The organism is Nitratireductor sp. L15S-10 (assembly GCF_045011005.1).
In the GTDB taxonomy this organism is placed as follows: domain Bacteria; phylum Pseudomonadota; class Alphaproteobacteria; order Rhizobiales; family Rhizobiaceae; genus Nitratireductor.
Genome location: NZ_CP120674.1, coordinates 1,383,056 through 1,396,280 on the forward strand (window position 1 = coordinate 1,383,056; position 13,225 = coordinate 1,396,280).

Annotated in this window: 14 protein-coding genes; 6 read left to right on the forward strand and 8 right to left on the reverse strand. The window is 60.2% G+C overall.

Annotated elements, in window-relative coordinates; all coding sequences use genetic code 11:
• Positions 1–29 precede the first annotated feature (29 nt).
• Together P2W41_RS06630 and P2W41_RS06635 are read right to left on the reverse strand one after the other, a co-directional pair.
• Positions 30–866, reverse strand: a complete 837-nt coding sequence (locus tag P2W41_RS06630; RefSeq protein WP_404934932.1) for an alpha/beta fold hydrolase — start codon at positions 864–866, stop codon at positions 30–32.
• Between the two features lie 122 nt (positions 867–988).
• A complete protein-coding gene (locus P2W41_RS06635) occupies positions 989–1,726 on the reverse strand; it encodes a dihydrofolate reductase family protein (protein WP_404934639.1) in 738 nt (245 codons plus the stop codon).
• Between P2W41_RS06635 and P2W41_RS06640 the strand changes: the two genes are divergently transcribed.
• Positions 1,712–2,230, forward strand: coding sequence for a winged helix-turn-helix transcriptional regulator (locus tag P2W41_RS06640; RefSeq protein ID WP_404934640.1), 519 nt, complete (start codon positions 1,712–1,714; stop codon positions 2,228–2,230). The genes P2W41_RS06635 and P2W41_RS06640 overlap by 15 nt on opposite strands.
• A gap of 5 nt (positions 2,231–2,235) precedes the next feature.
• On the opposite strand, the gene P2W41_RS06645 is transcribed toward P2W41_RS06640, so the two are convergent.
• From P2W41_RS06645 to P2W41_RS06655, 3 genes are read right to left on the reverse strand one after another with little or no spacing between them, the layout of a single operon-like run.
• Positions 2,236–2,886, reverse strand: coding sequence for a DUF899 domain-containing protein (locus P2W41_RS06645; RefSeq protein WP_404934641.1), 651 nt, complete (start codon positions 2,884–2,886; stop codon positions 2,236–2,238).
• 41 nt (positions 2,887–2,927) lie between these two features.
• Positions 2,928–3,383, reverse strand: a complete 456-nt coding sequence (locus P2W41_RS06650) for an SRPBCC domain-containing protein (protein WP_404934642.1) — start codon at positions 3,381–3,383, stop codon at positions 2,928–2,930.
• Positions 3,380–3,715, reverse strand: a complete 336-nt coding sequence (locus P2W41_RS06655; protein WP_404934643.1) for an ArsR/SmtB family transcription factor — start codon at positions 3,713–3,715, stop codon at positions 3,380–3,382. Before P2W41_RS06655 ends, P2W41_RS06650 begins: the two co-directional genes overlap by 4 nt.
• Before the next feature lie 441 nt (positions 3,716–4,156).
• Between P2W41_RS06655 and leuA the strand changes: the two genes are divergently transcribed.
• From leuA to P2W41_RS06670, 3 genes are all read left to right on the forward strand, one after another.
• Entirely contained in the window at positions 4,157–5,821 is a 1,665-nt protein-coding gene (leuA, locus tag P2W41_RS06660; RefSeq protein ID WP_404934933.1) for a 2-isopropylmalate synthase, read from the forward strand.
• Complete coding sequence (locus P2W41_RS06665; protein WP_404934644.1) at positions 5,818–6,582, forward strand: alpha/beta fold hydrolase; 765 nt, start codon at positions 5,818–5,820, stop codon at positions 6,580–6,582. Before leuA ends, P2W41_RS06665 begins: the two co-directional genes overlap by 4 nt.
• A 138-nt stretch (positions 6,583–6,720) precedes the next feature.
• Entirely contained in the window at positions 6,721–7,332 is a 612-nt protein-coding gene (locus P2W41_RS06670) for a hypothetical protein (RefSeq protein WP_292896851.1), read from the forward strand.
• A 129-nt stretch (positions 7,333–7,461) separates the two neighbouring features.
• Here the strand turns inward: P2W41_RS06670 and P2W41_RS06675 are convergent, their stop codons facing one another.
• Positions 7,462–8,385 carry a metallophosphoesterase gene (locus tag P2W41_RS06675; RefSeq protein ID WP_292896849.1) on the reverse strand — a complete coding sequence of 308 codons (924 nt, stop codon included), beginning with the start codon at positions 8,383–8,385 and terminating at the stop codon, positions 7,462–7,464.
• Between the two features lie 63 nt (positions 8,386–8,448).
• Between P2W41_RS06675 and P2W41_RS06680 the strand changes: the two genes are divergently transcribed.
• The gene (locus tag P2W41_RS06680) at positions 8,449–8,934 is read left to right on the forward strand and encodes an NUDIX domain-containing protein (protein WP_292900253.1); all 486 of its coding nucleotides are present in this window, start codon (positions 8,449–8,451) and stop codon (positions 8,932–8,934) included.
• Positions 8,935–9,058: 124 nt separating this feature from the next.
• Here the strand turns inward: P2W41_RS06680 and P2W41_RS06685 are convergent, their stop codons facing one another.
• Complete coding sequence (locus P2W41_RS06685) at positions 9,059–10,048, reverse strand: glutathione S-transferase family protein (RefSeq protein WP_292896847.1); 990 nt, start codon at positions 10,046–10,048, stop codon at positions 9,059–9,061.
• 275 nt (positions 10,049–10,323) lie between these two features.
• On the opposite strand from P2W41_RS06685, the gene P2W41_RS06690 reads away from it, so the two are divergent.
• On the forward strand, positions 10,324–10,833 hold the full coding sequence (locus P2W41_RS06690; RefSeq protein ID WP_404934645.1) for a GNAT family N-acetyltransferase: 510 nt from the start codon (positions 10,324–10,326) through the stop codon (positions 10,831–10,833).
• Positions 10,834–11,163: 330 nt separating this feature from the next.
• Here P2W41_RS06690 and P2W41_RS06695 read toward each other — a convergent pair whose 3' ends face one another.
• On the reverse strand, positions 11,164–13,224 hold the full coding sequence (locus P2W41_RS06695; protein WP_404934646.1) for a hypothetical protein: 2,061 nt from the start codon (positions 13,222–13,224) through the stop codon (positions 11,164–11,166).
• Between the last annotated feature and the right edge of the window lies 1 nt (position 13,225).

A 13,225-nucleotide genomic window follows, 5' to 3' on the forward strand; every position in this document is an offset into this window, starting at 1 on the left:
TCCCGGCAGTTCCTGCGCTGTCAGCCGGTTCAACGGTTTGAGTGCTCTGCGATCGCCGCGATGATTTCCGGCCAGTCGCCGGGGTGGAGTTCATGGCCGCCACCCTCGATTTTCAGGAGCCGCGCGCCGGCAACGGTGTCGGCCAGCAAGGTGCCGTGGTCCAAGGAGAAGATCGGATCCGCTGTGCCGTGGATTACAAGAAGGGGCGCTTCCAGCCCGGGGAGGCGGCCATCAAGCCCCTCGCCACCCTTCAGCATGAAATGATTGGTCGCGCTGACAAAGTTTCTCGCGCGTTTTACGTCGCTTTCCACAAGGTTACGGGCGCGCACTTCGTCATAGGGATGTGCGGTGCCGGCAATCATCTTGGTGTCCCTGACGATGAAGTCGATCACCTGTTGGTCGTCGGTCCAGTCTACGTTTTCGCCTGTGGAAGCATGTTCCATATAGGCGGCGCTGGTCTGCGGCAGCCCGGATGTGTCGATCCCGACGGGCGTTGTGGAGATCAGGGTCAAGGCCCGTACGCGCTGCGGGTGTGTGAGCGCTGCGATCTGGGCGATCATCCCGCCAAGCGACATGCCCGCCAGATGAGCCTTTTCGATGCCGTAGCCGTCGAGGATACGGATCGCGTCCTCGGCCATATCGTCCATGGTATAGGGCGGGCTTCCGGGCTGGTAGCTGGTGGAAAGCCCGGTGTCGCGATTGTCGTAGCGGATCACATAGTGGCCGCGCGCCGCAAGGTCCTGGCAAAACTCCTCCGGCCACCAGAGCATGGATGCCATCGCTCCCATGATGAGCAGAATGGCTGGATCGACCGGATCGCCAAAGCTCTCGGTGGCGAGTTCCACGCCGGTGTCGGTCTTGATCATGCGCATTCTTTCGTCTCCGTCTCTTGCCGTGAGTTCGGCGGCTTGAAGGGGCACTGCGATGTTGCAGATCGTCAGCGCGGCTGCCGACTGTAGAATGATGCGGCGGGTCGGTTGGAAGGTGGTCATGAGTGTGCGTTTATTTGCTCTGGCGTATCCGCGGGATTTTGGTCGGGCGTATAACGCAGGATCAGCGTGCCATTGCTCAGCGGCCTGCTCTCGATGAGGGTGAACTTGCGCCGCCCGCTGCCCGGCTTGAAGAATGGCGTGCCCTTTTCAAGCTGTATCGGCACCACCCCCAGCATGAGCTCGTCGATCAGCCCTTCTTTCATCAGGGAGGCGCTGAGGTCGGCGCTGCCGAAGATGTAGATATTCTTGCCGGGCTCGGCATTCGCCTTCAGTTCCCGTATCGCGCCGGCGATGTTGGCGGTCACAGTGGTGTTGTTCCAGTCCGAACTGGTGAGGGTTCGTGAGGCGACCAGTTTGGGAAGAGCGTTCATGAAGGCCGTCACTTCGGGTTCGTCGGCGGCATCGGCGCTGGTCCAGTGCGCCTTCATGCCTTCATAGGTGACACGACCGAATACGAGCGCGGCGGCGCTCTGGCCAAAACTCATGCTTAGCGCCTGCAATTCCTCGCCCCAGGCCTCGCCGTGATGGTCGAGGTCCCATTTCTTCTCCCCCTCGAAATAGCCGTCCAGCGTTACGAGTACCCAGACAATGACCCTGCTCATTCCGTCCTCCTCAGCAGTGTAGTTGTGGTTCGGTTTTAAAACTGGTTTCATTTTCAAACTGGTTGCACCATATGCAAACTGATGGCAATATGCAATCAGAATTTTCTGGAGGCTATATTGCAGGATCAGCATCGTTCGGGCTGCCCGATCAATCTCACCGTCGAGGTGGTCGGCGACAAATGGAGCCTCGTCGTCTTGCGCGACATGATGTTCGGCAACAGGCGCCATTTCCGCGAACTGCTGAACGGTTCCATGGAGGGCATTGCCTCCAACATTCTGGCCGATCGTCTGCGACGGCTTACGTCAGAAGGTGTGATCTCGAAGGCGGACGACCCCAGCCACAAGCAGAAGGCGATCTACAGTCTGACGGAAAAAGGCATCGAGCTGGTGCCTGTCTTTGCCATGATCGGTGCCTGGGGCAGCAAATGGCTTCCGGTCACCGAGGAACTGTCGATCCGGGCCAAGATCCTTGCGGAGGGCGGGCCGCCGCTCTGGGAAGAGTTCATGGAAGATCTGCGGGTAACGCATCTCGGAGCACCGCCGGACCCGGACAGGAGCGGGCCCGATGTGCGCGAGCGGCTTCAGGCGGCCTATGAGGCGGTGGTGGCCCGCCAGGCGGGAGGCGGTCGAAACTGACCGCCTCAGGCGTATTCGTCATGGAGCCGCCACCATTGATAGGGCTCGGTCTGCGGAGTGCCCTCGGGTGACGCTTCCCATGTCTCCTGTCGTCCATAGGGTGTCAGGTCAAGCAGGGTCCAGCTCGTTCCTAGCGCTTCCACGCCGCGGCCGCTGGTGTGGTAGGTGTGGTAGATCGAGCCGCCCTCGCGCAGGAAGACATTCAGACCGAAGCCACCACCCACGCTGTGATCTTCGTTGAACGTTGACTGCATCACCGAGTACCAGGGCAGGGTCCAGCCCATCCGCGTCTTGAACGCTTCAATGTCTTCCACCGGTGCGCGCGAGACGAGCACGATGGTAGTGTCGCGTGCGTTGAGATGCACCGGGTGGCCCAGATTGTCGACAAACATGGAGCAGCCGGAGCAGGGGGCAGGGTCGGCCGGTTTCAGCATGTGGTGATAGACGATCAATTGTCTGCGGCCCCCGAAAACCTCCTCGAATGAGTGACGGCCGTCGACATTCTCGAAGAAGTAGTCCCTCTCGATCCGGACACGGGGAAGCCGGCGCCGTTCGGCAGCCAGCGAGTCACTGGCCCGCGTGTGGGCTTTCTCCTTTGCGAGTAGCTTTTCGCGGGCCTTTTGCCATTCCCCGCGGGATACGGTCTGTTGTCCCATAGTGTTCTCCGGCTCGATAGGATTTCACATCAGGCTGGTCGTCAAAGGAGTGTTGCAAGTTTGTCGAAGCAGGAGTTCCAGCCTTCCGCATGGCCATCGCGCGATGCCTGCGAGGCAAAGAACGCCTGGTGAAAATGCATGCGCGTCCTGCCGTCTCCGGTGTCGCTGAACGCGATGGTGACCACGGTTTCGTGCCCGCGGCCTCCCGTTTCGTCATCCCAGGCATGGGTGAAAACGATCCGCTCGGCTGGTGAGATTTCGCGATACTGCCCGCTGACCCAGTGTTCCGAACCATCACTGCCGCGCATGCAGGTGCGAAACCAGCCGCCCGTGCGGATGTCCCCTTCCGAAACCGGTATGGTCATGCCCTCCGGGCAGCCCCAGCGATCCAGATGTTCCTTGCGGGTCCACATCTCGAAAACGAGGTCGCGGGGAGCATTGAACACGCGCTGGATGACGAGTTCGGCATCGGCTTTCTGCGTTGTTTGCACGCTCATCGTGGTTGCTCCTTCTGTATTTCTTCCAGATAGTTGTCGAGGCGGTCAAAGCTTGCTTCCCAATAGCGGCGGTAGGTTTCCACCCAGCCGGCGATGTCCTTAAGCGGACCGGCTTCGAGGCGGCAGGGGCGAAACTGGGCATGCTTTCCGCGCGAGACGAGGCCGGCTTTCTCCAGAACCTTCAGGTGCTTCGAGATCGCCGGAAGTGTCATTTCGAATGGCTCCGCGAGTTCGTTGACGGTGGCCTCACCTTCGGCCAGCCGGGCGAGCATTGCCCGGCGGGTGGGGTCGGCGAGGGCGGAGAAGGTGGCGCTTAGTGCGTCGGTCTGCATTGCTTCACCAATCGGTTAATTATCTAATTGGTAAAATATAGATGAGGCATGCCTTGTCAAGCTCTCCGTTCCACCTGCATGACGATCCACTTGCCAGCCACGCCGGCGTCGTTTAAGGAAAGTTCCATGATGACGCGTCAGACAGTTTCCAGCTCCGCTCGTGCCGCCTTTTCCGGCGCGACTGTGCGCGCGCTAGCATCCAGCCTTCTTCTTCTCGGCCTTATCGGCGATCGCCGGGTCCGTTGAAGGAGCGCCCGGCGATCGATGTCGCCGACTGGCAGAAGCTCTTTCTCCAAAACTGGAATTTACTGTTGACAGGCCCGCCGTGCGAAGCGCACGCAACCGGTGCCGGGAGAAAATGGAATGGACGCGCAGAACACGATGACTGACATGGCAGAGAACCGAGTACAGCGAGAAAACACCGCGCAGGGCCGTAAAGGCATGCCGGACGCCTCGATCAAGTATCAGCCCTATCCACAGATCGATATCGCGGATCGCACATGGCCCTCAAAGCGTATCGAGAAGGCGCCGATCTGGTGCTCGGTCGACCTGCGTGACGGCAATCAGGCGTTGATTGACCCGATGGGACACGAGCGCAAGGCGCGCATGTTCAAACTCCTTCTGGATATGGGTTTCAAGGAGATCGAGATCGGGTTCCCCTCCGCTTCGCAGACGGATTTCGATTTCGCCCGCTGGTGCATCGAAGAGGGCGGGGTGCCTGACGATGTGTCGCTGCAGGTTCTGGTTCAGTGCCGTCCGGAACTGATCACCCGCACCTTCGAGGCGCTGGACGGTGCGAACCGTCCGATCGTCCACTTCTACAATTCCACCAGCGAGTTGCAGCGCCGCGTTGTGTTCGGCAAGGATGTCGCCGGCATCAAACAGATTGCCACCGATGCCGCCAAGATGGTCATGGACATGGCCGCGAAGGCCGGCGGCGGCTATCGGTTCGAATATTCTCCCGAGAGCTTCACCGGCACCGAGCTCGATGTTGCGCTCGATATCTGCAATGCGGTCATCGAGATCATCAGGCCCACGCCGGACAACAAGCTGATCATCAATCTGCCGTCCACTGTCGAGATGTCCACGCCCAACATCTATGCCGATCAGATCGAATGGATGTGCCGCAACCTCGATCAGCGCGAAAACCTGATCATCTCACTGCATCCGCATAATGACCGTGGAACCGGCATCGCCGCTACCGAGCTTGGCCTGCTGGCCGGCGCCGACCGTGTCGAGGGCACGCTGTTCGGCAATGGCGAGCGCACCGGCAATGTCGATGTGGTCACTCTGGCGCTCAACATGTACACGCAGGGGCTCGATCCGGAACTGGACTGCACCGACATCAACCGCATGAAGGATGTCTACGAATACTGCAACCAGCTCGTCATCCCGGAGCGGCACCCCTATGTGGGCGAACTGGTCTATACCGCTTTCTCCGGCTCCCACCAGGATGCGATCAACAAGGGCATGAAGGCCATCAAGACGGCCAACAAGCCGCTCTGGGAAGTGCCTTATCTGCCCATTGACCCGCAGGATGTGGGCCGCTCCTACGAGGCGATCATTCGCATCAATTCCCAGTCGGGCAAGGGCGGTATCGCCTATGTCATGCAGGCCGATTACGGCCTCAACCTGCCACGCAATCTGCAGGTGGAATTCCGTGAGGACATACAGGAGATCACCGACCGAGAGGGCAGGGAACTGCCCGCGAAACAGATCTACGAGCGCTTCATGGAGCTCTATGTCGACCAGCCCGGCGCGCGCCTCAAATTCGTCGATCACCAGACGTTTCCCGATACCAGCGTGAAGGGCCAGCGCATCGTCGAGGCGACGATCATGGACAAGGGCGCGGAGACCGTGATCAAGGGTGTGGGTACAGGCCCCGTCGACGGTTTTATCGACGCTCTGTCCAAGCACCTGGGCGTCGCGATGTCGGTGGTCGATTATTCGGAGCATTCCATGCAGCAGGGCTCCAACGCAGCCGCCATCTGCTACATGGAAGTCCAGCATCCCGACGGCAAACTCTTCGGTGCTGGCGTCAACACCAATATCGTCACGGCGTCGCTTGAGGCTGTGGTGTCGGCGGCCAACCGGATCGTCGGTTGACGGGCACCCTTTTTGCGGACGTTGCGGGCGAGGGCAACCGTACCCTCGTCCTGTTGCATGGCTTTGCCGGCAGCCACCGGGTCTGGGAGAGCGTGCGCCGAGCGCTTCCTTCGGGTCTGCGCGTCATTGCCTATGACCTTCCCGGCCATGCAAGCTCGCTCAATCTGCCAGGGGCGGGCAGGGCAAAGGCAACCGCGCGTGCTGTCATTGATGATCTGGAAATGCGCGGTATCGCGCGCTGCCACATGGCCGGCCATTCATTCGGCGGAGCGGTCGCGGTTCTTGCTGCCCATCTTGCCCCGCACGCCGTTGCTTCCCTGGCGCTGGTCGCACCGGGCGGCTTTGGGCGGGAGATCGCCGGCGACCTGATGATGGCGCGCGCACAAGCCAGCAACGATAACGAGATTGCAATCGCCGTGCAGGGCATGTTCGGACCGCATTGCACCGTCTCGTCCGAGAGTGTCGCCGAAGCCATCGCGCTGAACGCAGTGGCCGGGCAGCGCCAGAAGCTTGTCGAGATGGCAGCGATGATTGTTCGCCACGGCGAACAGGGCGCTTTTCCAGCCAGTATGCTTGAGGCCCTCAGCATGCCGGTCCATCTCGCATGGGGTTCGCTCGATGCCGTGCTTCCGCTCCGTCAGGCGAGTGCGGCGCCAGAGAGCTTCAGACTTCACCGCCTGGACGGGGCCGGTCACATGCTGCCGGAGGAGAGGCCTGAAGCGGTGGCCGCGATCATCGCTGAGAGCTTGTGTGACGCCTGAAGAGGAAGGACGTTTGCACTCCGGCGTTGATCGCATCGCTCTGCACGTCGCATGGGCAGGCGGAACAAAACGTGATGATTTTCTGTTTTAGCCATGTTAACGATGGGTTAACGCTAAGTTTCGTCAGGAGTCCTGCCCATGAGTGAGGCTGGTCAATCCGCAGCTTCGGTTACCAACGTGCGCAGCCTTTCCGATGCAGTGCGCGAGATGAAAAACGCAGCTGCGGATCGCGCGGACGTGGTTGTGGAAATGCGCGAGGCGGTTCGTACCCGGCTCGAGCTTCTGGCTCAGGAACTTCAGCCGGTTTTCGCCGACGTGCCAGCGGATGATCCCTCGTTCGACTTTGTTATTTCTTCGGGGGAACAGCCGAGGCTGTGGATCGATGCCGTCGCCCACGTGGCGATGGGACGGGATCGCCGGACCTACCGTTTCCTGCGCGACACCCGTCTCGGTCGGGTGGTTTTGGCAGAAAGCACGGAGATCGCGCCGGTGGCCGATCAGGTCACACGCTACATCGCCGAACGCATGGTCGAACGCCAGCGTGCGGTTGATGGCGATGTTGAGGTGTTTCCGCGCCGCGACGAGACAGAAGTAGAAGTTGTACCCATCGCGGCCTCCAGGAATGCATGGCGCAGTTTTTTCGGCGGCCTCGGGCTTGTGCTCCTGGGTGGCGTCGTCGGGGTCGTCACCGTTGCCGTTGCCATGTGGGATCGTTTTCCCGAGCTGGAAACGCTGTTGTCCCGTTTCTGACCAGCAGTTTTCGCCCGTTTACCAGTCGAGCCCGGGGTTGAACGGGCCGATTGCGCGTGGTCGCCGCAACGGTTCTGGTTTGATCGCTACGGATGGCTTTTGAAGGTGCGGGATGCGTCCGGATGGGGCTCAGTTTGCCGGTCTCTCATCTCCGGTAAGAAGAGCGCCGGAGACCTCGCCGATCGTGCCGTTTGCATCGGTGAGGCCGCGTCGGGAGAAGCGGATTTTCCATGTACCCGGCGCTCCGTCGATTTCGAAGAGATTGTAGTGGGCGGGCGGTTTTGCGCTGCCATGGGCCTGTCCGGCAGCGGCAACACCCACAACGGGTACAGACAGCCCGTCCGGGCCATCGATGCGATGAACCGTGGGCTTGTGTGTATGACCGTGCAGCACAAGCTCTGCCCCATGTTTGCGGATCAGCTTCTGGAACCGCTTGATGCCGTAGAGCCGCTTGGCTGCGTGGGTCGCCCCGCGCACCGGAGGGTGGTGAATCATGATGACCCGAAAAAGCCCTGCTTCCCCGGTGGCATCCAGCATCTTGGCAAGTCGTTTGGCCTGCGCCCTGGAGAAATGTCCACTCGCGAGAAAGGGTGCCGTGGCGCGTGCCGAGGAGACGCCGATGATAGCGATCCTGTCGCGTACACGCACATAGGGGAAGCCGCCTTTTCCTTTTGGCGCTTTGCCATTATCTCCTGTCATGTAGGCCGCCCAAGCCTTGCAGCACCGCGCCAGCGCGCCGGGCACATAGGCGTCGTGATTGCCTGGTACGACAGAAACCTTGTCAGCCGGCCCAAGGCTCTCCAGCCAAAGCCGCGCCATTTCGATCTCCTTGTCGAGGGCGAGGTTGACGAGGTCGCCGGTAAGCGCGATGTGATCGGGCTCTGCGGCCAGCATGTCGTCGGTGATGCGGTCGATCAGCCCATGGTCGAGATTGAGCATGCGGTTGCGCCGCCAGTTGATGTAACCGGTGATGCGCTTGGAAGCGAGCTCGCGATAGCTTATGGCGGGGAGAGGCCCCAGATGAATGTCCGAAAAATGGGCAAGGCGAAACATGCTTCCGTGTGTAGAACAGGCAAAACGCCCTGACCACCCCGTAGGATGCAACATATGAACGATATGAACGCAACTCCTCCACAGCGTCCCTGGCCGCCGTTCAATGCCCGCCTTTTTCATTTCTGGTTGCGCTGGAGCCGTCCCATGACGCTGGGCATGCGCGGTGTCGTCTACGATCAGCAAAACCACGCGGTTTTTCTGGTGCGCCATACCTACGTCAAAGGCTGGCATTTCCCCGGTGGCGGTGTGGAGCCGGGTGAGAGCACTGAAGCCGCCCTATCGCGAGAGTTGGCCGAGGAAGGCAATATCGAGCTTCTCCAGCGACCGGTGCTGCAATCATTTCATTTCAATCGCATGGCCAGTAATCGCGATCATGTTGCGGTCTACCTGATCAAGCGTTTTCGCCAGACCCACCCGCATGTGCCCAACCGTGAGATTGCCGAGGCCCGTTTTTTCCCGCTCGACGCCTTGCCTGACGGGACGAGCGATGGCACCCGCCGCCGCATCGCTGAAATATTTGAGAATGCGCCCGTCTCGGACGAGTGGTAAGGGCCCAGTGCTGCTTCGATCTTCGGTGAAACAGGAACGCCGCCGGGCCCGCCAGCCCCCTTCTCACCGAGAGCCGATAGAAGGGGGCTGGCGGCGCCACTCTTTTCCTTGATGCGAAAGAACTTCAGGCCGCACGCGCCAACCGTGCACGATTGTGTGGTGCAGTCAGGTCGAGCTCTGGTCCCAATGGCACAATCCCTGTGGGGTTGATCGTGCCGTGACTGCCATAGTAGTGCGCCTTAATGTGCAGCATGTCGACGGTCTCTGCGACGCCTGGCACCTGGTAAAGCTCGCGCAAATAGTTGGAAAGCTGCGGGTAGTCGGCGATGCGGCGCAGATTGCATTTGAAATGACCGACATAGACCGGATCGAACCGCACCAGTGTGGTGAAGAGCCGCCAGTCGGCTTCAGTCAGCCGGTCGCCGGCAAGGTAGCGCTGGCGTGAAAGGCGCTCTTCCACGGTATCAAGAGCGCCGAAGAGTGCGTTGAATGCCTCTTCATAGGCTTCCTGTGTGGTCGCAAAGCCTGCCTTGTACACACCATTGTTGATGTTGTCGTATACAAGTTCGTTGATGCTGTCGATCTCGCTGCGCAGCCCTTCCGGATAAAGATCCAGTGTCGCGTCACCCCACTCGTCAAATGCGTCGTTCAACATGCGGATAATTTCTGCGGACTCGTTCGAGACGATCGTCTCGGTCTTTTTGTCCCAGAGCACCGGAACGGTCACGCGGCCCGAATAGGCAGGATCAGCCTTGGTGTATATCTGGTGCAGGAAGTCGAATCCATGGAGGTCGTCGCCCGTGGCGCCGTCTTCTTTCAGAAATGTCCAGCCATTCCCGCCCATAAAGTGATGAACCACCGATACGGAAATCACATGCTCCAGTTTCTTGAGCTTGCGCAATATCAATGTGCGATGCGCCCAGGGGCAGGCTAGTGAAACGTAAAGATGATAGCGCCCCGGTTCGGCCTTGAAGCCGCGTTCGCGTCCTTCTGAGGGCGCGCCGTCCTTTGTCACGAAATCCCGGAACTGCGACTTGGACCGCTCGAAGCGGCCGCCGGTCTTTGACGTGTCATACCACTTGTCGTGCCAGACACCTTCTACGAGCAGACCCATTCAAAACTCCTTTGTTTCGCTGGATGTAGGGCATCGACCGAACAAACCCAACCGTCCCGAGCGTGAACGCTGCGTCAACAATTTCGGTTCTGCGGCAAAGTTGCGGTGGACGAGCCGGGAAAATGCTGGTAGCGGAAATTCCATTCAGCGAGGAAAATGTACGGCAATGATCCGGTTTCTGGTGGAGCGACGACGAAAGGACTGAAGGCCCCTGGCATGGGGCAGGCGCGCCTGTGGCCGTCTCCACCTTTCGTAGACCACCGGAATAATTGATCATGTCTTCTGCCGACATTCACTACCTGCCGGAAGATCCGGCCCACGACGCTGAAATCGAACATATCAACGAAGAAGCCTTTGGTCCGGGCCGTTTTACGCGGGCTGCCTACAAGATTCGCGAAGGCGGGCCGCATGACCGAGCACTGTCCTTCGTGGCCGTTCATCAGGGCTGTGTCATAGCGTCGGTCCGTATGACATGGGTCGCAGCAGGCGAAGGGCGGGCACTCCTGCTTGGTCCGCTTGCAGTGCGGCCTGCCTTCAAAAGCATAGGCATTGGCCGGAAGCTGGTGGCAATCGCGGTTGATGCCGCGCGCAACGTGGGAGCGGGCTCTGTCGTGCTCGTTGGCGATGCCCCTTATTATGGACCGCTCGGCTTTGAGAAAATCCCCCACGGCCAGCTTTCCATGCCCCGCCCCGTCGATGCCGAACGCCTGTTGGCCGTCGAATTAAAAAAAGGAGCGGTGGCGACGCTGAAGGGTGACGTTACCCACGCCGCGCTCGCAAGATAATCTCGACTTTCTGCAATGATTGTGAAATAAAGATCGCCTATTGATAGGTGATTTTTGATTATATTTGTTATTGTGGAAATTTGTACAGAGAAGAATAAATGCGTTATTTTATAATATTCTCACTCATCTCTATAACTTTGACTGGATGCCTGTCCCCTGAACCCTACGAGTTGGATCAACGCGGGCCGGGTGCACTGACCGGAACCGCCACTCCATCACCCTATGTGAAGGGTGGCTATCCGGGAAAAGAGCGCCTTTGCGAAACGCGGAACAGCGCCGGCGAGCCTGTGACCTACAATTGCTGAATCCGGGTCGGGTGCTGACTTGCGCTCAGCGCCCTTCACGATACCACATGGCCCCGAAGGCAAACAGCAGCAACGCGAGTGCCAGAAGCCCCGTGAAGACGGGCACCCGGCGCACGGCCTTCAGAATGCTGTCATCTGTGGTTCTGAATCCGATCCAGTCATTGCCCGAAGCGGTTCCGCTGCGACGCACCGGAACAATGTTGGGGAGGTCTCCATCAGCAATTCGTCGCACGGATCCGTCGGTCACATCGGCAGCAGGCGCAAGTTTCTCTTCTGTAGAGACCATGTCGCCGAACTCTGGCGCATTGACCGGTCCGACATGAGCGAGCGTTGTCAGATCGCCATTGGCGATGCTGTAAATGCCTATCTCATCGGCTTCCAGGCTCGTGGAGAAACGGCCCGGCCCGGCGGGGCCGAGCTCGGCGGCTAAGGTGTTGCCGGAAGGCGTGGTGATTTCAACAGGCGGGGCGCTCTCTTCCATGGTCTGGCGTGTAATTTCGAGTCGCATGCCGCGCCCGGCTGCCGAGAGGCGCTCTTCTTCGAGTTCCGGTTCCTTCATCAGCCAGTGGGCAATTCGGCGATAGAGCGCCACATGAGGGCCGCCACCCTCGAATCCTCGCGCCCACAGCCACCCCTGATCCGACAGGAACATGCCGACGCGGCCCTCGCCCTTGCGGTTCAGAATGAGTAGTGGCTGTTCGTTGGCACCCTGCATCACCACCTGGCCGTCCGGTCGATCGATTCCGATCAGGCGGAACCAACGGCTCCATGCTGGCGGCTCGGATGCTGCTCCTTCAAGGCCGCGCGTCACCGGATGCCGTTCACCGGTCTCCGTCAACCGGGGGTAAAATCCCTGCTCGACCACATCGCCAGTCGGCAGGCCGGGAAGGGCAGCGATCAGCGGCGTTCGGGCGATGGACTGGTTGCCGGCGAACTCCGGGCCAGCGGCGATCAGCAGCGCGCCGCCGTTTTCCACGTACTCGGCTATGTAGTCGTAGTAGAGGATCGGCAGCACATCACGATGCTGATAACGGTCGAAGATGATCAGGTCGAAATCGTCGATCTTCTCGACGAAAAGTTCGCGCGTGGGAAAGGCAATCAGCGAGAGCTCGTTGATGGGTGTTCCATCCTGCTTCTCCGGCGGGCGCAGGATGGTGAAGTGAACAAGGTCCACTGAAGCGTCGGATTTCAAAAGGTTGCGCCAGGTGCGCTCGCCCGAATGCGGTTCGCCGGAAACGAGTAGAACGCGCAGGTTTTCGCGAATGCCGTCGACCAGCGCGACCGCGCGGTTGTTCACATCCGTCAGTTCGCCCTCGACCGGGTCGATCGCCAGTTCGATGATGTTGCGGCCAGCATTCGGCACGTCGATTTCGAGCAGTGTCTCGCGGTCGATCATGGCCTCTTCGATGAAGAGCTCCTCACCATTTATGATCACGCGTACATCCACCGGCCCGCGCTGGTCGCCGGTGGCAATAACGCGATAGGTCATCTCCAGAGGTTTGCCGACAATGCCGAAACGCGGCGCGCGTTCGAAGCGGATGCGGCGGTCCATCTCGTCGGCCTCGCCGGTGATCAGGCCATGGATCGGCGCGCCGATTGCCGCTGCATTTTCGGGGATATCATGCACCTGGCCGTCGGTGATCAGCACTGCGCCGCCCACGCGGGAGGGCGGCACGTCGCGCAGGGCGCCGTCGAGTGCCTGGAAAAGATGCGTCTGTGCATTCTCGCTGGCCGAGGAGGTGCGACCGGTGCGCACGACGCGTGTTTCGAATTCCTTGAAACGGGCAAGCCGTGCTTCCAGTTCTGTGGCGGCTGCATCGGTCGTTTCGCTGCGGCCGTCGATCGTGGTCTGGCTCTGGCTTTCGTCGACCACAAGGGCGACCACGCTTTTGAGTGGCTCGCGCTCTTCATCGAGAAGCACGGGATTGGCCAGTGCCGCACCCAACGCGGCCAGGGCAGCCAGCCTGAGCCACGCTCCGCGCTGCCGTGTCCACAGCCCGAAGAGAGCCAGAAGCGCAACGGGAATGAGCAGGACTGCCAGAACAGGCCATGGGAAAAAGGGCTCGAAGTTGAGTGACCAATTCATG

Coding starts and splice junctions, on each gene's coding strand:
- P2W41_RS06630 (WP_404934932.1), bottom strand. CDS start 866: ATGATCAAGACCGACACCGGCGTGGAACTCGCCACCGAGAGCTTTGGC.
- P2W41_RS06635 (WP_404934639.1), bottom strand. CDS start 1,726: ATGCTGATCCTGCAATATAGCCTCCAGAAAATTCTGATTGCATATTGC.
- P2W41_RS06645 (WP_404934641.1), bottom strand. CDS start 2,886: ATGGGACAACAGACCGTATCCCGCGGGGAATGGCAAAAGGCCCGCGAA.
- P2W41_RS06650 (WP_404934642.1), bottom strand. CDS start 3,383: ATGAGCGTGCAAACAACGCAGAAAGCCGATGCCGAACTCGTCATCCAG.
- P2W41_RS06655 (WP_404934643.1), bottom strand. CDS start 3,715: ATGCAGACCGACGCACTAAGCGCCACCTTCTCCGCCCTCGCCGACCCC.
- leuA (WP_404934933.1), top strand. CDS start 4,157: ATGCCGGACGCCTCGATCAAGTATCAGCCCTATCCACAGATCGATATC.
- P2W41_RS06670 (WP_292896851.1), top strand. CDS start 6,721: ATGAGTGAGGCTGGTCAATCCGCAGCTTCGGTTACCAACGTGCGCAGC.
- P2W41_RS06675 (WP_292896849.1), bottom strand. CDS start 8,385: ATGTTTCGCCTTGCCCATTTTTCGGACATTCATCTGGGGCCTCTCCCC.
- P2W41_RS06680 (WP_292900253.1), top strand. CDS start 8,449: ATGAACGCAACTCCTCCACAGCGTCCCTGGCCGCCGTTCAATGCCCGC.
- P2W41_RS06685 (WP_292896847.1), bottom strand. CDS start 10,048: ATGGGTCTGCTCGTAGAAGGTGTCTGGCACGACAAGTGGTATGACACG.
- P2W41_RS06690 (WP_404934645.1), top strand. CDS start 10,324: ATGTCTTCTGCCGACATTCACTACCTGCCGGAAGATCCGGCCCACGAC.
- P2W41_RS06695 (WP_404934646.1), bottom strand. CDS start 13,224: ATGAATTGGTCACTCAACTTCGAGCCCTTTTTCCCATGGCCTGTTCTG.